Source organism: Nitrosomonas ureae (genome assembly GCF_900108305.1).
GTDB classification, from domain to species: Bacteria; Pseudomonadota; Gammaproteobacteria; order Burkholderiales; family Nitrosomonadaceae; genus Nitrosomonas; species Nitrosomonas ureae_B.
The window spans coordinates 1-23,692 of record NZ_FNUX01000002.1 but is presented as its reverse complement, the minus strand read 5'-3'; the positions used below and the strand labels follow the sequence as shown (position 1 = coordinate 23,692).

The following is a 23,692-nucleotide window of genomic DNA, read 5'->3' as shown; positions in this document are numbered from 1 at the left end:
AAATATATCTCGCGATATCCCTGAGTCAGGGAAAAAACTTGAATCAGTAAGAATTCCCATGAATGAGCGCGTGTACTACTTGATCTATTGCGATCCAAAAGGTGAAGCGCCTCCGCCTTTAGCTGGCGCTGGTGAAGATGGCGAAGCAGATGAACCTTGAGAGGATTGCGGTGAAAAGGGAGATGCTTTCGCTGGCGCCGCTCCAGGGGCTGCGGGTTGATTCTGCGGCGATGCCGCTCCTTTTGTACCGGTACCTTCTCCGGGTTTGTAGATAAATTTCCAATCCTGATAGGTTTTAGCTTCAGAGAACTTGGCGTAAACCTCCGGAAATTTATCTTTTTTTATGGGTTTCCTCTCGGAAAGACTATATACCCCGATGATTCTTTTCCCGATATTGGAACTCATTCCGGAACTGGTCGTTGGTGCCGGATTATTGCCGGAAGTCTGGCCGGTAGCGCTGCCCGTTGCCGGATTGGCATTAGGGGCTAAACCGGAACCCGCTGCTGCGCCCGGATTTGCAGCGGCGTTTGGATTATTCGAGGTTGCGCTGGAACCCGAAGTTGCGCCCAATCCTGATGCTGCACCGGGATTCGTGGCTGAACTGGGATTTGTCCCCGGTTTTTGGTTCGACGCGGCGTTGCTTTGCGATGCTGCGGCACCTGTCTGAGCATTGGCCGGGGTTTCTTCGATCAGACCCCATTCTTCCGAGTTGGTGATCGGGTCCAGATAGATTTTACGTATATGACGTTGAACGTTGATGGCACGGCTATCGTGCAGTAAGTCTTCCAGTTTTTCCGGGTATTGCTTGGTTCCGGTATTGTGGTATGACATGATGGCTTTGCGGAATTGTTCCCCGATAAACAGCAGTTCAGCCTCCTTATCGCGCTGGGATTTGGCTTGCCATACCTGTGCCGCCCCCGCCATGATAACTCCGGACAGGGCGACCGAAAATAATGCCCAGAGATAGACGAAGCCATTTTCTAACCGGGGCATTCCAGTTCCTAAGAAATTTGACTGCGTGAGAACCGCTTACCATTCTTCATAGTATGTACCGTCCTCCGCTTGGCCTGTATAACCGCTATGAACGTCATAAACACCCGATTCCGATTCATTCTTGGGGGGCATGACAATCCAGGTTTTGTCGCTCTCGGTAAATGGATCCAGCGGAACCCTGCGTAAATAGTGCTTATCCACCAGTTCCTCCAGATCGATTGGATATTTACCGGTATCGGAATAAAATTGATCGATTGCGCTGCGCATAATGACGAGATCCTGCCGCAATACGGCTTCTTTGGCTTTGTCGAGCGAGCTGAAATAGCGTGGGGCTACAAGACTCAATAACGTAGCGACAATAGCCATGACAACTAACAACTCGATCAAGGTAAATCCCCGCCATCGCAGATTTCCTGGCATACGATCAGTTACCATTGCCGGTAAGGGATGCCATTCATGCCGATGGCTTCCGAGTGTGAAAAAACATCAAAAACATCGTCACCTTCTTTGGGGCTATCCCAAGGGCTTTCATAACTGCGCTTTCCCCAGGTTTCTTCCGCCGGAGTCAATTGTACACCCTCAATTTCCAGTTCCGTGAACATAGGGTCCCGGGGTAAGCGGCGCAAAAAATAGATAATTTTCTTTTTCGGATCTTTGATGTCCTGAACGCCCATATAAAGCTCTTCAAGCCTGGGAGGATAACCGGATTCATCAACTTTCTTGGCGATGCGCCCTTCGTCGGTAGCTAGTTTGTACGCATCGATTGCCGTGCGTATCTGGCGCAGAGCGACACGTAATTCTTGCTCCTTTTCCCGCTTTATCATGAGTTCCCGCAACGGCATCGCCGCTGTCGCCAGAATTCCCATGATGGCTACCACAATCATCAATTCAATCAGCGTGAAACCTTTGGACTTACGAAAGATCGTCAATGAACTCCGCATGAAAATTATTTAATATTTATGGTTGCTGTTCCAGGCAATGCCACATCAACGAATTCTCCGGTTTCCAGATCTTCGGCGGTAACATTCTGAATATTGATTTCCGTGACGCTAGGATTGGCTGCAATCACTTTAAACCGGATTTGCGTTGCCAGGCCGGTGGTTTGATCTCGGCCCAGCTTGATAGTGCGCGTGCCGGACTTATCCCCGCCGTCGAGCGCTTCCAGAACACTGGCCTCGTAATTTAAATGCAGCTCGGAATTAACCATCGGTTTTGCGCCGACCAGCCGCACATTGACCGAAAACTCCTTATCCAAACCAACCGTGGTCGGCGCTTGCAGCGTCAATGTCGGCGTTGTCGCCGCTACATTGGCAAAAGGATTGGGAATGTCCGATTCTTCCCGTGCCGCAGCAAAGGGATTCAATCCCCTCGCAGCCGCTGAACCGGAACCTGATCCGGCTGGCGCGATTGCCAGAGACTGCGCTGCAGTTTTTTTGATAGCAATCGGTAACTTACCGGCTTCGCTGGCGGTGCCGAAGTGGTATTCGTTTTCCAAGTTAGATGGTCTGGCAAGATTGCGAATAATACGAGGCGTAATGAGCAACACCACTTCATTTTTTGTTCTCTGAATATCTTGATTGGATGTCAATCGATCCAATCCAGGGATATTTAATAATCCTGCAAGACCTTTCATATCTTTTCTTTCCCGATTATCCAGAAGCCCTGCAATAATCTGCGTTTCCCCGTCTTTTATAGTGAGAAGGGTTTCAGCGTTTCTCGTCCCAACACGGGGAGCGGTTGCTCCTTGCGGGCTTTGGATTGTGCTTAATAGTGAACTTACTTCCAAAGTAACTTTTAGCGTAACATCATCATTTAATCCAATACGCGGTTCAACATCGAGCTTGACGCCCAAATCGATAAAAGTTGGCGTTGAAGTAACAACGGCAGAAACACCAGCCTGCACATTGGCTGTAAAAAAAGGTTCCTTGGTGCCCACATGGATTTTCGCTTTTTCCCGATTATTGACTCGTATCCTGGGGTTGGCCAATATATCTCCCGTTGAAAAATTTTGCAGAAAATCTATTTTAGCTTGCCTCGTCATACCAAAACTTGAGAGGCCTTCAAAACCAAATTGACTGATTAAAGCCGGTGCTGGGGCTGCAGCTGCTGCCCCCGCCCAGCTAAATTGCAGTGACTGGGGAAAATTAGGTCCCAATAAGAATGAGTTAGTTCGAGTAATATCCAGAATCAATACTTCGAGCATGACCTCGGGCTCTGCATAATCATTCAGGCTTACCAGCCGCTCAGTTAAGCGGATCGCTTCCAGCGTATCGCGCATGATAAACAGATTGAGTTGCTCGTTGACATAAATATCCTTGGCCTTGACGATACCTCTGACCATCGCAACCATTTGTTTCACATCGGTATGCGCTATCTGGAAACTGCGCACGACCAGTTCCTGATAATCTTTCAATTTGGCCGGGGTATTCGGATAAATCAATAATGAATTACTATTGAGCACCTTGTAGGCTAATTGATTCGTCGTCAGGATTAGCTTGAGAATATCTTCAATGGTATTGTCGCGCACAAAAATAGAAATCTTTCCGTCCTGACGAATATCCTTGTCAAACACAAAATTGATGCCGGCGGTGCGCGACATGATTTCAAATACCGATCTCAAATCAGCATCCTTAAATTCCATCGATACCGATTTCTTAAACGCGGATTCCAATACCAGATCAGTCACCTCAGGGCGGGACAAATTCGCGTTGATCTGTGCAATCAATTGCCGCGCATGGGATTGCTGGGGATTTTCCTGCAAAATTGCCCGAACCATCGTTTCCGCCCCCAACACATCGTTGCGGGCCAATAATGCTCTTGCGACATCAACCGAAGCAATATGGCGGCGCTCCAGCGCTATCTGCTCGATACCTTCTTTAGCGCGCTCATTAAACGGATAGAGATTTAAGATGCGTTGGAATCCCTGTTCTGCACGTTCCAGATCTCCGGACAGGCGTAAGCTCTCGGCATCAAGCTGAAGTTTACCAATCACTTCTTCGTGCAAGCGTATTGATACCGTTTGAATTTCCTTATTTTGAGGTTCTTCACGTCGCGCTTGCTCTAATTTTGCAAGTCCGTTTTCAAACTGGCCTTGGGCAATCAGCTTTTGCCCGTCATCAAACGCAGTGTTCCGGGTACCGAATGTTCGGTTATTGATTGCGCATCCTGCAATCGATATGAACAAAATGATAAGGACGATCGTTTTCCAGCTTCTCATCAGAAAGTTCCTGCGATTTGATTGTTGATCGTGAGTGTTTGTTTGATATTCAGCGGCAAATAAGTCATCGTGATGGCATTGTCATTGATCGAATCGAGCCGGTAGGCATCGTTAATTTTTCCGCCAATCTTGGTTATGAGATTTTCTCCGGATTGCGAAAGAAAAACCCAGGTTTCATTATCCGCAATCGCTTTACCGGCGTATTTGAATTGCAAAGGCGGCGCGGTGGGGGCGGGAGGCACCATATTTTTTGCGGCTTGCGCTATTTTAGCCGCGTGTTCTTCAGGGTCGTCGATAACGACCCGCTTCGGCACCCAGTTTGTAGACATGAAAAGCTCACCGGCAAGCGGGCTGAATTTCCGTTGTCCGAGCTTGCTTACGTCCAATTGTGCAGCAGCGTTCGAGTCAGTTCTTTTAGTTCTGTCCTGAGTTGTTCTGCCCGATTGCAGGGCCTCCGGAACATGGAATTCGGGTTCGTCATCAACCTCGACCAACGCCGCGGCGACCAGTGTCGCCACCAGTATTCCCCCAATGATCATTTTGCGTTTCTTTTCCGCTACATCCATTGTGTTATTTATTCATATAAAGATTAATTTCCAGCCGTACTTCAAGCTTATCAATGGCCGTATTCTCACGCTTCATGGCGATCGCCGATATGGCCATAGCCGGTACGGCTTCCAAGGCGTCGGCAATAAAGGCGCGAATCTGGGAATATTTGCCTCTCACCGGCAGAACCATTTCGTAGCGCGCCAGACGCGCATCCTTTTCATTAATCAACCGGTATTCACTGCTACTCAGTTCCACCCCTTGTTTCTTAGCTACCCGCACCAATTCACGAATCCAGAAGGGTGAGGAATCGACTTGCGGGAAAAAGTCATAAAACACCTGTAACGCCTGATCACCGCTCATTTTTTTACCGGCCTCGGTATCCCCGCCCTCGTTGGGATTATTTTTCGATGCTGCTTGCGCTTGCAACATAACCGCTCGATTTTTGAGCTTTTGCAACTCTGTGTCTTGTGGCATCACAACCAAAAAATAATAAATGCCTGCCGCCAGCATCAAACCCATGCCGGTCTTGCCCAGATTGCCCAAGCGTTCCAGTTGCCAGCGCAATAATGGCATGAGCCGGTTCCACGATATCTGTGGCCATTCTCTTTTTAAGTAGTTTGAATCCATTCGGCATTTAACAGAAAAATAATCGGACGCTGCGGGTTCTCTTGTTTGATTTTGTAATTTAACAAGTGCACATTTTCAAACACCAGCTCTCGTTCCAGCGCTTCCACAAAATCCAGCAATTCGGCCATGCTTTTCGCTTCACCACTCAAGCGCAAGCTGCGGTTGGTGAAATTGGGCTGTAATGACAGTAAGGCAATATCCTCGGTTGCTGCGTGTTCGATTGAGTCAAACAACATCTCCCAGGGCAAATTCAGCTGATCCAGAATTGCATTGGCTTGTGCGATTTCTTTCTCGATTTCCTGGCTGAATTCACGGATACGGGATGTAGCCCGGGTGCGGGGAGAAGCCTTTTGTTGCTGCTGTTTCTCCATGCGTTCAACCCGGTTACTCCAGAAATTGATTTCTTCAACCTGATGGCGGAATTGAAAATATACCACCACGACAATCAGGAAACCAAGAAGCAACAGCGCAAAATCAAGCTGTGGCGCGGATTGTTCCCGGTAAGGAAATCTTAATCTCAGGCGGGACATTGATTAAGCCCGGAATGATCGGTTGGGGCGGATGGATAATGCGCCAAGGGTAATACCTTTCCTGCAGGAAGTGCAATGATACACCAGCCACTTTCCTGCGGTAAGGTCATTTCAGGATGCTCGGGTGCAAATAGATAAACAAATTCTGTCGCTTCTTTTGTTCCGGACCAAATGACTTCCTGATCCAATGCCGCCAGGAGATCGTCGGCGGCATTGTGCGTAATTCGTTGATTTCTAACATTTTGCCACTTGCCGTGATGAGTGATCGCGATACAAATGCGCCCGTTTTCAATGACCGCCAAATAGATTTTATCGCCTTTCAATTGCGCTTGCCAGCGATCATAAACCGACGCCAGATAGGGTTCTATGACTTTAATCTTACAATCATGGCGCGAGATCATTTGCTCCAGCTGCATTATTAAATCGCGGGGCATCGCGGCACTAACCGCGCCATCGGCGGGACTCCAATCACTGATGCTGATTGCCCAGGAATCAACCCGCTCGGCATAGACTTCGCGCATTCTGAATTCAGCATAAGACCTGACTTCCTCCGGAGTGGTGATTTCGTTTTGCGGTGGCAACGCTGCATAGCGCAGAAAATGATTGGACAGGATCAACGATACTTCCGTCCCGGCTGCTTCTGTCAAAACCTTTTCCAGTTGCTGCATTGCGGCATTCCAGATGGCAACATTCGCAACCGGCTCGAAATATACTGTTGATTTGGCAATCTGAACGGGTCTGAGGCCGCGTTTCAAACGCACCCAGTCGAGCCGTCCTGGTGCCAGAAATATCTGAATCTGATCACGCCACAATCGTGACACGATTAGCCTCCTCCAAACTGGTTAATCCCTGCTTGACCATATCCAATGCCGCCTCGCGCAAGAAGCGGGTGCCGTTATCCCGGGCCGCTTCCTTGATGCGCCGGATAGGCTCGTGAGCGACGATCAATTCACGAATTTCATCGTTCAGCAACAAAATTTCAGCAATGGCATTTCTACCGCGGAAACCGCTGCCGCGGCATTGTCCGCAGCCTTTGCCATTGCGGAATTTATAATGACTCGCCTGATCCGCCGGAATGCCGGATTCCTCGATTACACTGTCCTCCGGGCGTTCATCCACGGCGCAATGCGTACATAGCAAGCGCACCAGTCTTTGCGCGACAATTCCGTTCAAGGCGGATACAAAACTATAGGGGTCTACACCCATATGTGAGAACCGGCCAATCACATCAAACACGTTGTTCGCATGCACCGTAGTAAACACCAGGTGACCGGTCAATGCGGCCTGTATGGCAATTTGCGCAGTTTCGGCATCGCGGATCTCTCCCACCATGATTTTATCAGGGTCATGCCGCAAAATTGAGCGCAAACCGCGAGCGAACGTGAGCCCTTTTTTCTCATTAACGGGGATTTGCAAAACACCCGGAAGCTGATATTCAATCGGATCTTCAATCGTGATGATTTTGTCATGACCTTTGTTCACTTCCGATATCGCGGCATATAAAGACGTCGTCTTGCCGCTGCCGGTCGGGCCGGTAACCAGCAGCATGCCATAAGGCTCGGAGCTTAAGCGACGAATGCTCGCTATCGCTGCCTGATTAAAACCCAATTGGTTTAGGGTTAAGCCTTCAAGCTGATCGGATAGCGCCTGACGATCGAGAATACGCAGCACGGCATCTTCACCAAAAATACTCGGCATGATGGAAACCCGGAAATCTATTTCCCGCCCTTGAATAGCAATTTTAAACCGGCCATCTTGCGGCACCCGGCGCTCGGCAATATCCAGCTCGGACATCACCTTAATGCGGGAAATAACCTGCTCGGCCAGATCCGCGCCCTGTATGGTGCCAATAGCCGTCAACACGCCATCAATACGGTATTTGATCGACAACAGGCCCGGAGACATCTCCAAGTGAATATCGCTGGCTTGCGATTTATGCGCATCATACAATGTGGAGTGTACAAGACGTACTACTTTACTGGTACCTTCGTTGATGCTCTTCAACGATAAATCTTCAATGCCGCTTTGTATCTTATCCAGCTCCGCCGATGACAGCACTTGATCCATAGCGCGCATGGTTTTTTCTTGCTGGGTGAAGAAAGCGCTCAAATCGGCCGGATGTACCAAATACCATTCAACCGCCCGATCAAACCGTTCTTCCGCCCATGCACGCAGTTTTCCGGAAAAAGGGTTGCTGATCGCGAATAAATAGCTCTGGCCATTGTAAAACAATACGCATTCATGCCGCATCGCTTCACTGAATGGCAAAATATCAAAAGCGGGTTGCAATGTATGAATCTCTTTCATCTCCAGAACGGGCATGCGCATCAATTGACCCAGCTGCTGCATCAGTTCATCGGGTGTATAAGCGCTATCTTCTTCCAGAATCTGAATGACAGAAACACCTTGAGCAGCCGCTTTGAGACGGATTCCGGCTAATTGATTGAGATCAATTGACTGCTTGCTTGCGATGTGTGCTGACGCTTCCATTAATTGATGCTTCCCGCCAATTCAAAAATAGGCATATACATGAGAATAATAATGCCGCCGATTACAATACCGATAAATGCCATTAACAGCGGCTCAATCAGTTTGGTTGTCCATTCCACCCAACGGGCAATCTCCTCATCATGAAAATTGCCGATTCGTTCCATCATATCTCCCATCAGTCCGGTTCTTTCACCGACACGGAGCATACGATTTCCCACTGCGGTCGTAAGACCCTCCTGTTCCATTGCGCTGGAGATTGTTTTACCTTCACGGATATGCTTGGCAGCAGCAGCAACTTTGGGCCGGAAATGAGGTTGCAGCAAGCCGCTGACCATCTCCAATGCTTGCGTGACAGGAATTCCGCCACGAAGCAGCATACCGAGCGTTTTATAGAAGCGGGCTAATTGATAAACCCGCATGTGCTCCCCAATCGCAGGAATGCGCCACAAAAGCTGCATGACATTCGCCCAGAACGTTGGCCGGGTGACGCTATATCCTATTACCACTATCAGCGCCATCGCAACAATGGTCAATTCCCAACCACGCTCATGAACAAACTGCCCCCACTTGATCAGTAACAACGACAACCAAGGTAAATCGCTACCCATATCGTCATAAATGGCACTGAATTTGGGAACTACGAATACCATTAGAAAAATCGAGACAAGCAAACCAACTACCAATAACAATACGGGATAAATGGATGCACCCACAAGTTTTTTGCGGACAAAATCCATTTGTGTCTGATAAGTAATGAATCGTGTTAAAGCTTCGGCAAGATCGCCAGTCCGCTCGCTGGCACGAACAGTTGCAATGTATAGCGGCGGAAACGTCTGGGGATAATCTTCCAATGCTTGTGAGAAAGTTATGCCTTCGTAGAGCCGATCCAGAATATTCTGGATAATTTTGCGATTGCCGGCATCTTGTTCTTTCTCCAGCAAAGTTTCAATGCTTTCTACCAGACTCAATCCTGCAGTTTGCAATGAAAGCAGCTCCTGGCTGAAATGCACTAATGGAAAATGAGTGCGCGATTTAAACGTAAAGCCGGAAAATCTCCGGCGTACGCTCAACACCATGCCGCCTTGTTCCATTACTTGCCGGCGTGCTTCAGCTTCACTGTTGGCTTCCAGTTCTAAATGTACGGTTCCTTGTCCGGAAATAACTGCTTTCACGTCAAAACGCATAAGGCTGATTACCAATTGGTGATATCGGCTGCCTCGCCATCGCCACCCGGTTGCCCATCTCTGCCATACGAAAGCAAATCAAACTCGGAACGTTCGCCAGGGTATTTATAAACGTACGGGCGTCCCCAAGGGTCGGCTGGGGGTAATTTGGATAGATAAGGTCCTTGCCATCTGGGCTCATTGCTCGGACGATTCACCAATGACACCAAACCCAGCTCAGTCGCCGGATAGCTGCCTACATCCAGGCGGTATTGGTGCAATGCCTTTTCCAAGGCATCGATCTGCGCTTGGGCCATTTTGATTTCTGATTTGCCGACTTGGGAAAAGTACTTCGGTCCAACATAAGCAGCCAACAAGCCAATAATAACCATTACAACAAGTAACTCGAGTAGCGTAAATCCACGCATATTGTTTGCTTTTTGTCGCTTAACCGAATACATCATGTTCATCCTTTATCTACTATATTGACTAATTTAACTAATAAGATTTGTAACATTAAACTTTTGCATATTATGTTGCTTATATGACACGGTCAAGACAGGATTCAGCATTTCAATGTTGCAATGTCGGGAATCCTAATGCCAGAACCACGCTAGCGCCGCAAAATGGCCCACCATCGGCCGATATTGAGTAGCGTCATCAGGGAAGCTGAAACATATGTCCAGGCTGCCGCACGTAAAATCCTGCGTGCATGGGGTTCGTCCCCTCGTATCAAATACTTGCCTTGCTCCAACATCGGCATTGCCCGCGCGAAGCTGGCATGCAGTTCCATTGGAAGTGTTATCAGGTGTATAACCGTGGCTGTGCCCAGTGTCAGCAAGCCACCTGCAAAAAACAGTGCGCCTGTAACCGGCGCCCGTGTAATTACCGTAATGAAGGGAGCGATCATCAGAATCGCCGCGCCTAATTTTTCAACCGGAGCAGCAATCTGAACCAGCCGTGTGCGCAATTTTAGTGGCAAATAACCATCCCGGTCTTGTATCGCATGTCCAACTTCGTGTGCTGCCACAGTAATTGCCGTCAGCGACTTGCCGTTAAATTTTTCAGGAGTTAAGCGGACTATTTTTTCAACTGGATCATAATGATCGCCTTGCTCAGTTATTTCAACCTTGACCGCTTGCAAGTTTGCCCAGTCCAGCAATAGGCGCGCCAATTCGGCGCCCGTGCCTGGATACCGGTCTTCGGGGTAACTATACTTCGTCAGAGTGTGTTTAACCCAGTAGGAAGGCCCCAGAATGAGTATGGCAATGGCAACAATGAATACTAAATAAAGCATAAAACTCAGATATTCGCATGAAAGATTGGTTCCGCTTGTAAAAAGCGCGCGGCATTAAAGCCACAAGATTACACACACTTCATAAATCCAAATAATGAATCAGACCAATCAAAAGGCGCTATTTATCCAAACCCCTATTAATTTTATCTGCTGGCCTGGCATAAAACTGAAGAAGGCATTCTAAAATAGCTAAAACGTAACCAAGAAAATACTGAATTTCGCTGTAATTAAATTTTTCTCAATAACTTATTAAGCTATCCTTATTTTTAAAAATCATTTCTCATCCAGCAACTCGCCCACCAGTTTAGTTTCTATCTGTTGATATTGCGGATTGCTGTTGCGCGTGGCGGAATGTTCTTGCCAGCTTGGGTTCTGACGCAAGGTGCTGATCAGTTTGCTCCAATCGTTAGGTAGTTTTTCGTCATCAGCTTTATCCACTTGTAAGGTATCCTGTGCCGCATGACCACGATGCATGAGTTTTTTCAATAAGTGTTTCTGGCGTAAATACAATACTTGTAAAGTAGTTTCGTCAGCGCACTGCCATTGGGTGCCTTTGACAGTCGCCTTGATTTCATCGCCATAGCGCTTGAAAGTCGACCAACCGGCACCAGCGATGGCGCCCAAAGCGCTCGCTGCTCCCAGGCTCATGCCGCCAACCATCAGATCAATTCCGACGCCTGCTGCAGCGCCCTTGGCTGCGGCGCTTCCAACATCCAATCCATATGCTTTAAGTATGCCGGGTGCGAAGATATCCAGCTGCCACTGGCCATTGCTGACAGGGATGTTCTGAATTTCAACATCCTTTTCCGAGAAATTGAAAATCGCCAATAAATCATGCAGACAATGCTGCTCAGCTTTACGGACAAAATCGTGCAAACGGTTTTCAATCAATGAATCTGCAATTAAATTGTTTTTAGTCGTCTTGCTTTCGCGATAGCAGGCGACATTTGCAATCAACTCAGCAATTCGCTTGGCGCTCGACAAGCAGAGCTGATTCCATAATGTGGCGCGATAATCAATCAGTTTCTGCAATCGCTCATAGTGAGGTTCCAGTAAGGTCTGCATTTTCTGATACAAACGTTTTTCAGCGTCAAAGGTAAATGCAACCGTATCGAATTCAAGCGTTGCATGCATATGAAAAGCAGTCAAATGCTGGCGCCATTGCGTTAGCTCCTGATCATGTCCGGCAATAAAATTAAACACTGGAATAATCGGTTTACCCGATTGCGTGAGGATTTCCAGTTCCAGGCGGTATTTCTCCAGAAAAGGTTCGCGTACATCGATGATGTATAAAAGAATATCGCTGCGCAGCACTTGGCGGATAACCTTTGCTTCTTGTTCCAAGGGATCACTGACAGAAATATCAGCCACAAACTGCTCCAGCACTTGTATCGGTGGCGATAATTTTGATCGGGCCTGTAGCTTTTTGATCTGCGCAAATAAAGCCCTGGAATCTTCCAGACCGGGCGTGTCATACAAATTAAGAATCGGTTCGTTGTTAGCGCTAATTGTCGCTTGCTCAACATGTCGCGTGGTGCCTGCGGCATCTTCAATAACACCGAACGCCGTGCTACGCAGCATGGTGCGAATCAGTGATGTTTTTCCGGTATTGGTATGTCCTACAACAGCAATATTCAGCAATAACGAGGTATTCAGGCTATTGGTTTTCTTGATCATCATGATTTATCGGGTAATGACATGTTCCGCCGGAATACCGCAGGCTTCCGCCAGGCGAAACCAGGCAAATTCACGTGCACTGGCAACAGGCGTTGATGGTTTACTCAATAAAATCAACCAGGGTTTTGTATTGCTGCTATCGACCAATTCTTTAATCATGCGCTGTATGCCGCGATCCGGCAGGCGATGCGCTGCCACGCCCAGCAATACTGGAGTTTTCATGCTATTGATCAGTGCAATCGCGGCATCATGAGATTCCTGATCGATAATATTTAACCGGCAAGCCACCCGCTCTGGCCAAGGTGTTGCGGTATCCAGCTCAATGCCAAAGGCCTGTGCATTGGCTGGAATGGAGACATTCTCAGGCGGACGGGTTATGTCAACAGGCTTTATGCCTGCCCGCGGATCGGCATCGATAATTTCCGCTTTAACATCCCGTCCCATTAAATGCTGGCGTAACTCAATATAATAAGGCAGATATAAATCCAGCTTAAACCGGTATTCACTCCATTTTTGCATGACCCAGGAAAGGCCGAGCGCTAACAGTCGTGGAAATATACCGTAAACTATCAAAGTGCCAATCAAAAAAGTAGCCCAGGCCATTCGTGTTTCCGCATCCTGTTTGCCTGTTCCTATCCTGCTTGCAATTGTTTGCGGATCATCCGGTATTTTTAAACCGGCAGCTTCCAAGGGTGAACCCAGAATCTGGGTTAGTTTGGGTAACGTGCTGTCCGGCAATAATGTCGTGCCCCAGATGAAATTGTATTGCTTGGCGAGCATGAGCAATATCAACAACACTAATCCGGCCGTTAAGTAGCTCAGCCAGAGTTGGTGCGTTAGTACACTGATACGCCATTTGCCTACATTTCCTATTAAGCAGCTTTCACACCAAGCGTGCGATGCTGATGATGCAATTGTGGGATCATGCTTGCGCCTGTAAGGCAACCAACGGGTTAAATGCGCTATGATGCCGCCGCTCAAACTCTGTAAATTCAATGTGATGCCGGATATCCATAGCAATAGGGAAATCAGATTAAATCCCAGCAGTACCGCAAGTAACCAGTAAATATTCAGCGTGGAGGACTCACTTACCGCCTGGCTTGCTGCTAAACCACCCAGGATCATCGCTATGATCAAACCTATCCGGCGTGCGCGAATAAACTGTTGATTCGGCTGCCGTAGCGTGTTTCCCAGCGCATTCTCGTAAATCAGATGATTGGCACGAATTTTCAATCGATGGATAAATTCGGGATAACTAAAATCACTGCTTGTAGAGCCGGGCATATTCTTGATGCTGGCATAGGATAGTTCCTCTGCTTTGGTTGATTCGATTTTGCGTAATTGCTCAATTCGCACCAGATCAGAAAACGTATATTTTTTTACTGACATTGCGCGATCAATTCCAGACAAATAAAATAATCAAATGGTTGTGGTTTATGGCGAACGAAAGATTCACGGGTATTTAAAAAATTAACCTAAATTTTCAGCAAAAAAATTGCTGGAAAACAAGCTAAAATTGATCATCGTATCATTCAAAATAATGGCAGGAAAATTCCATGAAGCCGGTTGCAATTTTTAGACATTTGCCCATCGAAGGGCCAGGCTATTTTGCCACATTTCTCGACAACAATCATATTCCTTGGCGCCTAATTAAAGTTGACGCGGGCGAAAAACTACCCAATAGTATCGATGAATTCAGCGGTTTAGTATTTATGGGGGGGAGCATGAGCGTCAACGACGATTTGCCCTGGATCAAATCGTCGTTGTCATTGATTCGCCAGGCGGTTACTCAAGATATGCCGGTATTGGGTCATTGTTTGGGTGGGCAATTGATGGCCAAGGCACTGGGGAGTGTTGTCAGAGCTAATCCGGTAAAAGAAATGGGATGGGGTGAAGTTACTGTGCCGAATCATCCAATTGCGCGGGAATGGTTCGGTGATCTAGCCACTTTTAACTCTTTTCATTGGCATGGCGAAACTTTCAGTCTACCCCAAGACGCTACGTGCATCTTATCCAGTCAATATTGTGAAAATCAAGTTTTTGCGCTCGGCATGCATTTAGGCATGCAGTGCCATGTCGAAATGACAGAACGTTTAGTGAGAGACTGGTGCAGCGTGGCCGCAGAAGAGCTGGCCAGCTTAAACGAAGCATCAGTGCAATCAATGGATGAAATTGAAAAAAACTTGCCGGAGCGAGTGGCGGCATTAAATTCGGTAGCTGACAGGCTGTACAAAAAATGGATTGTACATTTGAAATAATTTGTGGGGATTATTTGTTGTTATCAAGTCATTTTCGGCAGATTGGCATTTTTAATCCATCGATAAAGCGCAATGCGCTTAATTGTGATCCGGCATCGATTTGCTATGCTTGCTTGAGAGATAGTGCTGACTATAAATGATATATTGAGAATCCACGTTTTTTGTCATGGTTCTGGCTGGTAGTTGTGCCGGCAAATTTAGAGCCAGGGATTGAGATAAAAGAATGATTTGCAGCAAGGAAACTTTATTCTTTTTTTGTTGCTTTCCGATCCGCTATCTGCGTTTCAATAGGTAATGTTACTATACAGGCTTTTATAATAATTTTCGAAGGATTGGTAATCACATGTTTTCGCAGAAACACACTATAGAAAATATCGACCCGGATTTATGGCGGGCAATTAAAGGCGAAGTACAACGTCAAGAAGAGTATATCGAATTAATTGCCTCGGAAAATTATGCCAGTCCCGCTGTGATGCAGGCTCAGGGTTCCGTTCTGACTAATAAGTATGCCGAAGGCTATCCAGGTAAGCGCTATTATGGTGGTTGCATGTATGCGGATCAGGTGGAACAGCTCGCGATTGATCGATTGAAAACGCTTTTTGGCGCTGAGTATGTAAACGTGCAGCCGCATTCTGGTTCTCAAGCCAATACAGCGGTTTATCTCTCGGTGTTAAAACCGGGCGATACCCTGCTGGGTATGTCGCTAGCGCATGGAGGGCATTTGACGCATGGTTCTAGCGTTAGCATGAGCGGGAAGATTTTCAATTCGGTTTCTTATGGATTGATTCCGGAAACCGAATTGCTTAATTATGATGAAGTCGAGAGATTAGCCCATGAACATAAACCAAAAATGATTGTGGCTGGCGCTTCTGCTTATGCAAGAGTGATAGACTGGGGACGTTTCCGTAAAATAGCTGATGCTGTTGGAGCCTATTTATTAGTGGATATGGCGCATTATGCCGGATTGGTGGCAGCGGGGTTTTATCCAAATCCAGTTGGAATTGCTGATTTTGTCACCAGCACCACACACAAAACACTGCGTGGTCCGCGAGGGGGCATCATTATGGCCAAGCCTGAGCACGAAAAAGCATTGAATTCTGCAATTTTCCCGCAAACTCAGGGTGGCCCATTGATGCATGTAATTGCAGCCAAAGCTGTTTCATTTAAAGAGGCTGCAAGCAAGGAATTTAAGGACTATCAGGAACAGGTGATTGATAACGCGAGAGTCATGGCCAAAGTGTTAATCAACCGCGGATTGAGAATTGTGTCTGGTCAGACCGATTGTCATTTATTTTTGGTTGATTTGCGTGCGATGAACTTAACAGGCAAACAAGCAGAAGAATCACTCGAAATGGCGCATATCACGGTTAACAAGAATACCATTCCCAATGATCCGCAAAAACCATTTGTTACCAGCGGCATCCGTATTGGATCACCCGCAATAACTACACGAGGTTTCAGAGAACTGGAAGCGGAACAATTGGCAAACATGATTGCAGACGTTCTGGCCGCGCCCGAAGACACGGCAGTCATATCGCGTGTAGCTACCGAGGCAAAACGGCTATGTGCAAAATTTCCAGTGTACGGATAATCCCGGAGTGAGCTTGAGCAGCCATAAAAGTAACGTGACTTGAGTTTATCGCTACAGATCATGATTAAATATGAAGTGTCCCTTTTGTAATACCGATGACACCAATGTCATAGACTCGCGTGTCAGTGAAGATGGTCACAAAATTCGCCGCCGGCGGCGATGCCTGGCTTGCGATAAGCGCTTTACAACCTATGAAACGATCGAGTTGCGTTTACCCCAGGTAGTGAAGCATGATGGTACTCGTGCGGAATTTGATCGTAATAAATTGTTAACAGGCTTTAAGCGGGCACTTCACAAACGCCCGGTTCCAACCAGTTATGTGGATGCGGCAATTGACCGTATTGTGCAGAAGTTCCTGGCTAAGGGGGAACGTGAAGTTTCATCGCGCAGTATTGGGGAAAGCGTGATGGAAGAGCTTTATAAGCTTGATAAGGTAGCGTATATTCGATTTGCGTCTGTTTATAAAAGCTTTCAGGACGTCGATGATTTTCGTGATGCGATTAAGGAAGTGCAATAACCGGGGCCGCTACAACAAGAAAAGTATCCCGAATTCATCAGCGCTTCCCTAGTGAATGTTTATTAAGCTGGATTAACCTGTCTTTTATCTTGTGAGAGATAATTCTAGATGTTCTCTTCCGTCGATTATACCTTTATGTCGTATGCACTACGTCTGGCAGAAAAAGGACTCTACAGTACAACACCTAATCCTCGTGTAGGATGCGTACTCACGCTGCACGATCGAATTATTGGTAGTGGCTGGCACGAGAAAGCGGGGCAGCCGCATGCGGAAATTAATGCGCTAGCCTCAACCTCAAGGGCGGCACGCGGTGCAACAGCCTATATAACATTGGAGCCGTGCAGTCATTATGGACGCACGCCACCCTGTGTTAACGCCCTGATTGATGCTGGAATCGCTAAGGCCATAATAGCCATGGAAGATCCCAATCCAATGGTAAGCGGACGCGGCTGCGCGCTTCTGGCGCAAGCAGGAGTCACTGTGCAAACAGGTTTATTGCAAGCACAAGCACAGGCGCTTAATACGGGGTTTATGACGCGCATGATGCATAAGAAACCATGGATCAGATTGAAAACGGCTGCTAGTCTGGATGGTAAAACGGCACTGAACAATGGCGTTAGCCAATGGATTACGGGTGAAGCTGCACGACAGGATGGGCATCGATGGCGTGCGCGCTCATGCGCTATCATGACAGGCATCGGCACAGTGAAATCCGATAACCCGCAACTGTCAGTTCGGCATGTTGAAACAGTGCGTCAACCTAAAAAAATCATTGTGGACAGCGATTTGTTCATACCGCTAAATGCGAAATTGCTTCAAGGTGGCGGTGAAGTATTAATTTTTGCTGCGCATGATAGCGATGTGGAGAAAAAAGAGATGCTGGATAGAATGGGTGCCCAAGTTATCGTTATACCTAATGGGAAAGGTATGGTTGATCTGAGAAAAATGATGACCGTATTAGCTGATATGGAAATCAATGAAGTGCTGGTAGAAGCTGGGCGTGAATTGAATGGTGCATTGATTGAAGCGGAATTGATCGATGAAATGATTTTTTACCTTGCGCCACATTTGCTCGGTGACGATGCGAGAGGAATGATTAAACTACCTGAATTAACATGTCTTGAGCAAAAAAAAGAATTGAAAATTCAGGATATGCGCATGATCGGGCAGGATATCCGGATCATTGCAAAATTTCCATCAAATCTGAGCCAATCGTAGATTTATTCCCGCAAGGGTCTTTTTGCAAGTTTGCGTTGTAGCGTGCGACGATGCATATTCAATATTCTTGCTGTCACCGAGATATTATTATCATTTTCTGCAAGAATACGTTGAATATATTCCCACTCTAAACGACCTACTGATAAAGGATGCGCACTGATAGGTATATCCGGTTCTCCAACTGTACGTTCAAAAGCTGACAAGATTTGATCGGCATCGACGGGTTTTGCAAGATAATGGGTGGCACCCAGTTTAATTGCTTCAACAGCTGTGGCGATACTGGCATAGCCTGTTAGCATGACAATGCGGGTACCCGGATCGAGAATTCTTAATTTTTCAACCAATACCAATCCAGATTCGCTGGATAATTTTAGATCAATAATGGCATATTCGGGTGTGGATTGCTCAGCCAGGCTTAAGGCATCTTCAATAGTATGTGCGCACGCCACGAAGAAGCCGCGTCTTTTCATGGCCTTGGCGAGTACTTCGCAGAAAATGGTGTCGTCATCGACGATTAATAAACTGGGATCTTCGGTACTATTGTCCGTTAATGAAGATTCGATCATGCTACTGATCCTATCAATGGTAAAACGACTTGTGTGCAGGCCCCGCCACTTTCAAGATTAAATAAGCGGACGCTGCCACCAAATCGTTCTATGTTGGCATTCGCCAGAAATAAGCCGATACCGAATCCCTGTCCTGGCGCTTTGCTGGAAAAAAAGGCCTCGCCGGCACGCTGTAACGCTTCTGCTGACAATCCTTTGCCATCATCAATAATCTCCAGGTGCAGTAATTGATTATCCCAATGGCTGTTGATTTCAATACATTCTGAAGAAGCATCAGCGGCGTTATTCAGCAGATTGAGGATAGATTGATTTAATAGTTGATTATCCATAATTCGAGGTATGGGTTGTGCGCCGGTACTTTGATATGTAAATTTAACAGCGGGGCGTATCAGTTTCCATTTGTCCAGTATTTGCCGGAGAAATTCGTCAACTGCAAGTTCGCTACCATGTTCGGCTCTTGTTTGCCCCGCTTTGGCCAGCAAATGGGTCAAAGTTTGCTTGCAATGAGCTATCTGATCTCGCAGAATACGGATGTTGCTCTGGAATTCAGCGTCATGCGCGTATTCCTGCTGCAATTCTCCGGTTACTACCGCCATCGTCGAGAGAGGCGTGCCTAGTTCATGGGCAGCACCTGCAGCCAGCGTGCCCAGAGCGATAATTTGTTCATTACGCAAAGCATGTTCGCGTGCCTTGGCTAGGTCGCGGTCTCGATCTCGTATGGAGGAACTCATTCTAACGACGAACCAGGCAATTATTACTGTACTTAATACAAATGCTAGCCACATTCCGGATACATGCAATGCAAATTCTATAAGATGATTGCTATGCTCGTGCGGGAGCGGGATATAAACGAATAATAACAATGTATAGCAGGCTATCGTGATAATAGCCATGATCCAGGTATAGCGCCACGGCAGTGTAGCGGCTGCGATGGTCAGGGGTAGCAAGAATAATGAAATAAATGGATTGGTTGATCCGCCACTGAAATATAGCAGGGCGCTCAGTGCCAGAACATCAATCAGCAATTGAAAAAAGAACTCCAAGTGAGAGACAGGCCATTTACGGTGTAGCCGTATCCATGTAAGCAGATTAATTACTGCAAGTAGTACCACAACAAGAATCATAGGCAGCCAGGGAATTACAATATCAATGCTCCAATACACAATGGTAAATGTGAGGCACTGAGCAAATATAGAGATATTCCGGAGCAGAAATAATCGATGTAAGTTTTTGCTAAGTGGTGATTGACTGAGATCGCTGAACATGACGCATGTATAGGGTGAATTTTTGATCTGTTTGGGGATAGAACATTAGCTGAAATTTTCCAAAATAGCTATGCGACAAATTGTCTCAGGGTGACCAGGGTGACCAGGGTGAGTCAGGCAGCGATATAATTGCTTATTGGCAGTCCTGAAACATTCTGCAATCTGAGCATATACTGAGATCATGGTAACTGATGGTTTTTTCGGTTAAAATCTTTGATCGTTTATCTTGTGCTTGAAAATTAGCCTTATCTTTTTGAAATTACTTTATGATTCTTATTCTTGTTCCCAATACCCGACCTGAAAGTCCGGAATATAAGCAGTTGATGGCGCATTTAGCTAATTTATCGGGGATATCAACACGCATTCATACCGAAGTCGGTGTCGAGCAAACACTAACGGAGATATATTTGATCGGTAACACCAAGGTATTGTCTATTGAAGATATGGGTTGCTTACCATGTGTCGATCGCGTTGTACGCATATCCGAGGAATATCGCGTTCTAGGCCGGCACAAAAATGACGACCGTCCAGCTTATTTTGAATATAACGGTGTTTGTTTCGGACAGGAAACGCTGAATGTGTTTGCCGGCTTGTGTGCTGTAGATACTATTGAGCACGTTGAAATGATGATGAAGACATTGCGCGAGCATGATCAAGTTTGTACGCGCATGGGTGCTTATAAGCCACGTACCAGTCCATATTCATTCCAGGGGCATGGTAAAACTTGCTTGCCCTATGTATTTGACCTGGCAGGGAAGTACGGTATAAAAGTGATTGCTATGGAGATTACGCATGAGTCTCATTTGGAAGAGATACGTAATGCACTTTATCAGACAGGCAACGCGACCGGTGTTATGCTGCAGATCGGAACCAGGAATACACAAAATTTTGAGTTATTGAAAATCGTTGGTCGTCAGCAGATTTTTCCGGTATTGATCAAACGGGGTTTTGGTATCACTTTGGATGAATCTTTGAACGCTGCAGAGTATCTCGCTTCGGAAGGGAACCGGAAAGTGATTTTCGGTTTGCGCGGCATGAAGACAAACATGGGTGATCCACATCGTAATTTTGTCGATTTCTCGCATGTGCCGGTCGTCAAGCGCTTGACACGCATGCCGGTCTGTATAGATCCCTCACATTCAGTGGGGACGCGCGCAGGCTCGCCGGATGGCATAATGGACATTATGCATGTAACTGCACAAGGTATCGTTGCAGGCGCCAATATGGTTCTGGCGGACTTTCATCCGGTGCCCGCTAACGCATTGGTGGATGGCCCACAAGCATTGCTGATGAAAGAATTGCCGCAATTTCTGGAGGATGTTCAAATTGCCCGGGAGGCTTATGAAAAACGTATTCTTTTGGCTGAGCGTTATCGAGAAATATAGAATCCCGGTGTAATTTAAAAAAAACTGGTAAGTTTTGTTGTGAGCAAAGTTTTTCTATTATCAAATGAGTGCAAACACAATATCCATTGTTGGAGAATGAAAAAATGATCAAAGTACTACTCTCAAATCCAAGAGGTTTCTGTGCCGGCGTGGACCGTGCGATCGAGATTGTAGAAAGAGCGCTTACTATGCATGGCGCACCGATTTATGTGCGTCATGAGGTGGTGCATAATCGATTTGTGGTAGAAAACCTGGAGAAGAAAGGTGCAGTTTTTGTAGAAAACTTGGATGAGGTGCCACAAGATAGTATTCTGATTTTTAGCGCGCATGGTGTTTCTCATGCGGTACGCAGAGAAGCGGCCGATCGTAAATTGAAAGTGTTTGACGCAACGTGCCCGCTGGTTACCAAGGTGCATGTTGAAGTAGGTAAGATGCGTAAAGAGGGTAAAGAGATCATTATGATCGGACACCAAGGTCATCCTGAGGTTGAGGGTACCATGGGTCAGATTGAAGGCGAAGGCAAGGGGATGTATTTGGTAGAAACGGAGATGGATGTTGAGGTTCTAACGGTACAGGATGAAACCAATTTGGCTTATGTGACCCAAACCACGCTATCTGTCGATGATGCCGCACGCATTGTTAATGCCCTAAAAAAACGTTTTCCGATGATTACCGGCCCTAAGAAAGACGATATTTGCTATGCCACGCAGAATCGCCAAGATGCCGTTAAGAAAATGGTTGACCAATGTGATTTAGTTATCGTGGTTGGTTCTCCCAACAGCTCGAATTCAAATCGTCTTTGTGAAGTGGCGAGAAATGCCAATGTGGAATCTTATATGGTAGATCGTGCCGAGCAGTTGCAGGAGGCATGGTTTATTGGAAAGAAAATTATTGGTATCACGGCTGGAGCCTCAGCCCCCGAAATTCTTGTGCAGCAAGTGATTTCCAGACTCAAGCAAATAGGCGCTGATCAAATTGGTGAAGATGTCATGATAGAAGAGTTGAGTGGGGTAGTGGAGTCGGTTGTATTCCCATTGCCCAAGGCTTGACTGGGTGTGATCAGTTAATTTTCCATCCTGCTTGGTACGGGGAGGTATCGAAGGGTTGTTTAGCGCCCGTCATTTCATTGACCAGGATTTCAGCACTGGCAGGTGCCATCGTTACTCCATAGCGGTAGTGCCCGCTATTAATCAGTAAATTACGAATAGCCGGATGCCAGCCGATCGTGGGGATATTTCTGGGTGAGGCAGGACGTAGTCCCGACCAGTGTTGCTTAATGCGCATTTTTTTTAGTGATGGCAGAATCTTCCCAGCATGTCTTAATAACTGGTTAAATGCTGATACCGTTGTTTGTTTGTCAAATCCTACATCTTCGAGTGTGCTGCCGATGAGTACATGGCCATCCCGGCGAGGTATTATGTATAAATCATTTTGTACCAGAATGTTGTGTATCGGCGGTACATCAAATTTAAATAATAGCATCTGCCCTTTTACTGGCCTGATATCGAGTTGCAGGGCATGATCTCCTAATATCCCTACACTCCAGGCACCAGCGCTAACAATATAGTGATCAGCGGCAAATTCACCACAAGATGAGGTAATGGATTGTATTTGCTGACAATCCGTATTAAGGCGGTAAACCGTGCAATTTTCTAATATTTTTCCGCCTAATTGTATGACTCGGCTGATTAATGCGCGTAATAGTCTGGGGTTGCGCACTTGGGCGGTATTTGGCAAAAATAAAGAACGGTCATGCGGTTGCGTTCTATTAAAGTCAGAGTCGTTTCCGGCAGGAAAAATATTAGAAATGGTGAATTGTTCGATTCCAATACCCCGAATCGAGCACCATTGTTTGGCAATTTCTAAATCGTAAGGCGGCAATATAAACATGCCGGATATTTCATATTCCGGATCTATCCCAGAAACCTCTCGCAAGGATGAAATCCAGGCTGGAAATTGCTTTGCACTATAGCTGGTAAGTTGTGTGACATGATCGGAATATTTCCATGGTAAAAGTGGAGATAAAATACCTCCACCTGCCCAGGATGACTCTTGTCCTGCATGATTGCGTTCGAGTATCGTAACATTCGCGCCATGTGTCAAAAGCCTTTCTGCCGTTGCAAGCCCTATGATTCCCGCACCAATGACAACTACATCCTGCTTCATGATGGATTGATTATTTGCTCATAGTGAGGAATCGAGAAGCTCGTTAAAGAAAATTTTATCTTTCCCAGGTTTTATATATAGGACTGTTTGAACCGCCCCGATTTTTCCGGAGACTCGTTAGTTTGAGTCAAGCTGTGATGCCTGACACTTTCAGTTGCGAATAATACGCTCTTTCCAACTCTG

General features: G+C 46.6%; 23 protein-coding genes. 6 read left to right on the top strand and 17 right to left on the bottom strand.

What is annotated here, in order from left to right:
- Positions 1–84: 84 nt before the first annotated feature.
- The 14 genes from C4S39_RS01555 to C4S39_RS01490 all read right to left on the bottom strand — a co-directional run bounded on the left by C4S39_RS01555 (position 85) and on the right by C4S39_RS01490 (position 13,932).
- Positions 85–993 carry a hypothetical protein gene (locus tag C4S39_RS01555; RefSeq protein WP_103965309.1) on the bottom strand — a complete coding sequence of 303 codons (909 nt, stop codon included), beginning with the start codon at positions 991–993 and terminating at the stop codon, positions 85–87.
- A 36-nt stretch (positions 994–1,029) separates the two neighbouring features.
- Positions 1,030–1,413, bottom strand: coding sequence for a type II secretion system protein (locus C4S39_RS01550; protein WP_258039229.1), 384 nt, complete (start codon positions 1,411–1,413; stop codon positions 1,030–1,032).
- Between the two features lie 8 nt (positions 1,414–1,421).
- Positions 1,422–1,934, bottom strand: a complete 513-nt coding sequence (locus tag C4S39_RS01545) for a type IV pilin protein (RefSeq protein WP_103965307.1) — start codon at positions 1,932–1,934, stop codon at positions 1,422–1,424.
- Between the two features lie 5 nt (positions 1,935–1,939).
- Positions 1,940–4,210: a secretin and TonB N-terminal domain-containing protein gene (locus C4S39_RS01540; protein ID WP_103965306.1), complete on the bottom strand. Its 2,271-nt coding sequence runs from the start codon at positions 4,208–4,210 to the stop codon at positions 1,940–1,942.
- The gene (locus C4S39_RS01535) at positions 4,210–4,776 is read right to left on the bottom strand and encodes a hypothetical protein (protein ID WP_103965305.1); all 567 of its coding nucleotides are present in this window, start codon (positions 4,774–4,776) and stop codon (positions 4,210–4,212) included. Before C4S39_RS01535 ends, C4S39_RS01540 begins: the two co-directional genes overlap by 1 nt.
- 4 nt (positions 4,777–4,780) lie before the next feature.
- Complete coding sequence (locus C4S39_RS01530; RefSeq protein WP_103965304.1) at positions 4,781–5,332, bottom strand: hypothetical protein; 552 nt, start codon at positions 5,330–5,332, stop codon at positions 4,781–4,783.
- 35 nt (positions 5,333–5,367) lie between these two features.
- A complete protein-coding gene (locus tag C4S39_RS01525) occupies positions 5,368–5,916 on the bottom strand; it encodes a PilN domain-containing protein (RefSeq protein ID WP_103965303.1) in 549 nt (182 codons plus the stop codon).
- Positions 5,904–6,737 carry a hypothetical protein gene (locus C4S39_RS01520; protein ID WP_103965302.1) on the bottom strand — a complete coding sequence of 278 codons (834 nt, stop codon included), beginning with the start codon at positions 6,735–6,737 and terminating at the stop codon, positions 5,904–5,906. Before C4S39_RS01520 ends, C4S39_RS01525 begins: the two co-directional genes overlap by 13 nt.
- Positions 6,718–8,406 (bottom strand): GspE/PulE family protein, encoded by a 1,689-nt coding sequence (locus C4S39_RS01515; RefSeq protein WP_103965301.1) that lies wholly within the window; start codon positions 8,404–8,406, stop codon positions 6,718–6,720. Before C4S39_RS01515 ends, C4S39_RS01520 begins: the two co-directional genes overlap by 20 nt.
- Positions 8,406–9,590, bottom strand: a complete 1,185-nt coding sequence (locus C4S39_RS01510) for a type II secretion system F family protein (protein WP_103965300.1) — start codon at positions 9,588–9,590, stop codon at positions 8,406–8,408. Before C4S39_RS01510 ends, C4S39_RS01515 begins: the two co-directional genes overlap by 1 nt.
- Positions 9,591–9,598: 8 nt before the next feature.
- On the bottom strand, positions 9,599–10,033 hold the full coding sequence (gspG, locus tag C4S39_RS01505) for a type II secretion system major pseudopilin GspG (protein ID WP_103965299.1): 435 nt from the start codon (positions 10,031–10,033) through the stop codon (positions 9,599–9,601).
- Between the two features lie 149 nt (positions 10,034–10,182).
- Positions 10,183–10,866 carry a zinc metallopeptidase gene (locus C4S39_RS01500; protein ID WP_103965298.1) on the bottom strand — a complete coding sequence of 228 codons (684 nt, stop codon included), beginning with the start codon at positions 10,864–10,866 and terminating at the stop codon, positions 10,183–10,185.
- A 273-nt stretch (positions 10,867–11,139) separates the two neighbouring features.
- Positions 11,140–12,546, bottom strand: coding sequence for a GTPase/DUF3482 domain-containing protein (locus tag C4S39_RS01495; protein ID WP_103965297.1), 1,407 nt, complete (start codon positions 12,544–12,546; stop codon positions 11,140–11,142).
- A 3-nt stretch (positions 12,547–12,549) separates the two neighbouring features.
- A complete protein-coding gene (locus C4S39_RS01490; protein ID WP_103965296.1) occupies positions 12,550–13,932 on the bottom strand; it encodes a DUF2868 domain-containing protein in 1,383 nt (460 codons plus the stop codon).
- A 167-nt stretch (positions 13,933–14,099) separates the two neighbouring features.
- Between C4S39_RS01490 and C4S39_RS01485 the strand changes: the two genes are divergently transcribed.
- From C4S39_RS01485 to ribD, 4 genes are all read left to right on the top strand, one after another.
- Positions 14,100–14,801, top strand: coding sequence for a type 1 glutamine amidotransferase (locus C4S39_RS01485; RefSeq protein ID WP_103965295.1), 702 nt, complete (start codon positions 14,100–14,102; stop codon positions 14,799–14,801).
- Positions 14,802–15,144: 343 nt separating this feature from the next.
- Positions 15,145–16,392, top strand: a complete 1,248-nt coding sequence (glyA, locus tag C4S39_RS01480) for a serine hydroxymethyltransferase (protein ID WP_103965294.1) — start codon at positions 15,145–15,147, stop codon at positions 16,390–16,392.
- 70 nt (positions 16,393–16,462) lie between these two features.
- Positions 16,463–16,909 carry a transcriptional regulator NrdR gene (gene nrdR / locus C4S39_RS01475; RefSeq protein ID WP_062558500.1) on the top strand — a complete coding sequence of 149 codons (447 nt, stop codon included), beginning with the start codon at positions 16,463–16,465 and terminating at the stop codon, positions 16,907–16,909.
- A 108-nt stretch (positions 16,910–17,017) separates the two neighbouring features.
- On the top strand, positions 17,018–18,127 hold the full coding sequence (ribD, locus tag C4S39_RS01470) for a bifunctional diaminohydroxyphosphoribosylaminopyrimidine deaminase/5-amino-6-(5-phosphoribosylamino)uracil reductase RibD (RefSeq protein ID WP_103965293.1): 1,110 nt from the start codon (positions 17,018–17,020) through the stop codon (positions 18,125–18,127).
- A 2-nt stretch (positions 18,128–18,129) separates the two neighbouring features.
- Here the strand turns inward: ribD and C4S39_RS01465 are convergent, their stop codons facing one another.
- Both C4S39_RS01465 and C4S39_RS01460 read right to left on the bottom strand, forming a co-directional pair.
- The gene (locus C4S39_RS01465; RefSeq protein ID WP_103965292.1) at positions 18,130–18,693 is read right to left on the bottom strand and encodes a response regulator transcription factor; all 564 of its coding nucleotides are present in this window, start codon (positions 18,691–18,693) and stop codon (positions 18,130–18,132) included.
- Positions 18,690–19,958 carry an ATP-binding protein gene (locus tag C4S39_RS01460; protein WP_103965291.1) on the bottom strand — a complete coding sequence of 423 codons (1,269 nt, stop codon included), beginning with the start codon at positions 19,956–19,958 and terminating at the stop codon, positions 18,690–18,692. Before C4S39_RS01460 ends, C4S39_RS01465 begins: the two co-directional genes overlap by 4 nt.
- A gap of 266 nt (positions 19,959–20,224) precedes the next feature.
- Between C4S39_RS01460 and C4S39_RS01455 the strand changes: the two genes are divergently transcribed.
- Complete coding sequence (locus C4S39_RS01455) at positions 20,225–21,343, top strand: 3-deoxy-7-phosphoheptulonate synthase (RefSeq protein ID WP_103965290.1); 1,119 nt, start codon at positions 20,225–20,227, stop codon at positions 21,341–21,343.
- 104 nt (positions 21,344–21,447) lie between these two features.
- The gene (gene ispH, locus C4S39_RS01450) at positions 21,448–22,392 is read left to right on the top strand and encodes a 4-hydroxy-3-methylbut-2-enyl diphosphate reductase (protein WP_103965289.1); all 945 of its coding nucleotides are present in this window, start codon (positions 21,448–21,450) and stop codon (positions 22,390–22,392) included.
- Between the two features lie 10 nt (positions 22,393–22,402).
- Here ispH and thiO read toward each other — a convergent pair whose 3' ends face one another.
- Positions 22,403–23,509, bottom strand: a complete 1,107-nt coding sequence (gene thiO, locus C4S39_RS01445; protein WP_103965288.1) for a glycine oxidase ThiO — start codon at positions 23,507–23,509, stop codon at positions 22,403–22,405.
- Positions 23,510–23,692 lie beyond the last annotated feature (183 nt).

Bases quoted from the DNA above. Each gene is read 5' to 3' on its own strand.
- C4S39_RS01545 (WP_103965307.1), bottom strand. From the start codon at position 1,934: ATGCGGAGTTCATTGACGATCTTTCGTAAGTCCAAAGGTTTCACGCTG.
- thiO (WP_103965288.1), bottom strand. From the start codon at position 23,509: ATGAAGCAGGATGTAGTTGTCATTGGTGCGGGAATCATAGGGCTTGCA.
- C4S39_RS01525 (WP_103965303.1), bottom strand. From the start codon at position 5,916: ATGTCCCGCCTGAGATTAAGATTTCCTTACCGGGAACAATCCGCGCCA.
- ribD (WP_103965293.1), top strand. From the start codon at position 17,018: ATGTTCTCTTCCGTCGATTATACCTTTATGTCGTATGCACTACGTCTG.
- gspG (WP_103965299.1), bottom strand. From the start codon at position 10,033: ATGATGTATTCGGTTAAGCGACAAAAAGCAAACAATATGCGTGGATTT.
- C4S39_RS01550 (WP_258039229.1), bottom strand. From the start codon at position 1,413: ATGCCAGGAAATCTGCGATGGCGGGGATTTACCTTGATCGAGTTGTTA.
- C4S39_RS01535 (WP_103965305.1), bottom strand. From the start codon at position 4,776: ATGGATGTAGCGGAAAAGAAACGCAAAATGATCATTGGGGGAATACTG.
- glyA (WP_103965294.1), top strand. From the start codon at position 15,145: ATGTTTTCGCAGAAACACACTATAGAAAATATCGACCCGGATTTATGG.
- C4S39_RS01490 (WP_103965296.1), bottom strand. From the start codon at position 13,932: ATGTCAGTAAAAAAATATACGTTTTCTGATCTGGTGCGAATTGAGCAA.
- C4S39_RS01465 (WP_103965292.1), bottom strand. From the start codon at position 18,693: ATGATCGAATCTTCATTAACGGACAATAGTACCGAAGATCCCAGTTTA.
- C4S39_RS01510 (WP_103965300.1), bottom strand. From the start codon at position 9,590: ATGCGTTTTGACGTGAAAGCAGTTATTTCCGGACAAGGAACCGTACAT.
- C4S39_RS01530 (WP_103965304.1), bottom strand. From the start codon at position 5,332: ATGCCATTATTGCGCTGGCAACTGGAACGCTTGGGCAATCTGGGCAAG.
- ispH (WP_103965289.1), top strand. From the start codon at position 21,448: ATGATCAAAGTACTACTCTCAAATCCAAGAGGTTTCTGTGCCGGCGTG.
- C4S39_RS01495 (WP_103965297.1), bottom strand. From the start codon at position 12,546: ATGATGATCAAGAAAACCAATAGCCTGAATACCTCGTTATTGCTGAAT.
- C4S39_RS01455 (WP_103965290.1), top strand. From the start codon at position 20,225: ATGATTCTTATTCTTGTTCCCAATACCCGACCTGAAAGTCCGGAATAT.
- C4S39_RS01485 (WP_103965295.1), top strand. From the start codon at position 14,100: ATGAAGCCGGTTGCAATTTTTAGACATTTGCCCATCGAAGGGCCAGGC.
- C4S39_RS01500 (WP_103965298.1), bottom strand. From the start codon at position 10,866: ATGCTTTATTTAGTATTCATTGTTGCCATTGCCATACTCATTCTGGGG.
- nrdR (WP_062558500.1), top strand. From the start codon at position 16,463: ATGAAGTGTCCCTTTTGTAATACCGATGACACCAATGTCATAGACTCG.
- C4S39_RS01555 (WP_103965309.1), bottom strand. From the start codon at position 993: ATGCCCCGGTTAGAAAATGGCTTCGTCTATCTCTGGGCATTATTTTCG.
- C4S39_RS01540 (WP_103965306.1), bottom strand. From the start codon at position 4,210: ATGAGAAGCTGGAAAACGATCGTCCTTATCATTTTGTTCATATCGATT.
- C4S39_RS01460 (WP_103965291.1), bottom strand. From the start codon at position 19,958: ATGTTCAGCGATCTCAGTCAATCACCACTTAGCAAAAACTTACATCGA.
- C4S39_RS01515 (WP_103965301.1), bottom strand. From the start codon at position 8,406: ATGGAAGCGTCAGCACACATCGCAAGCAAGCAGTCAATTGATCTCAAT.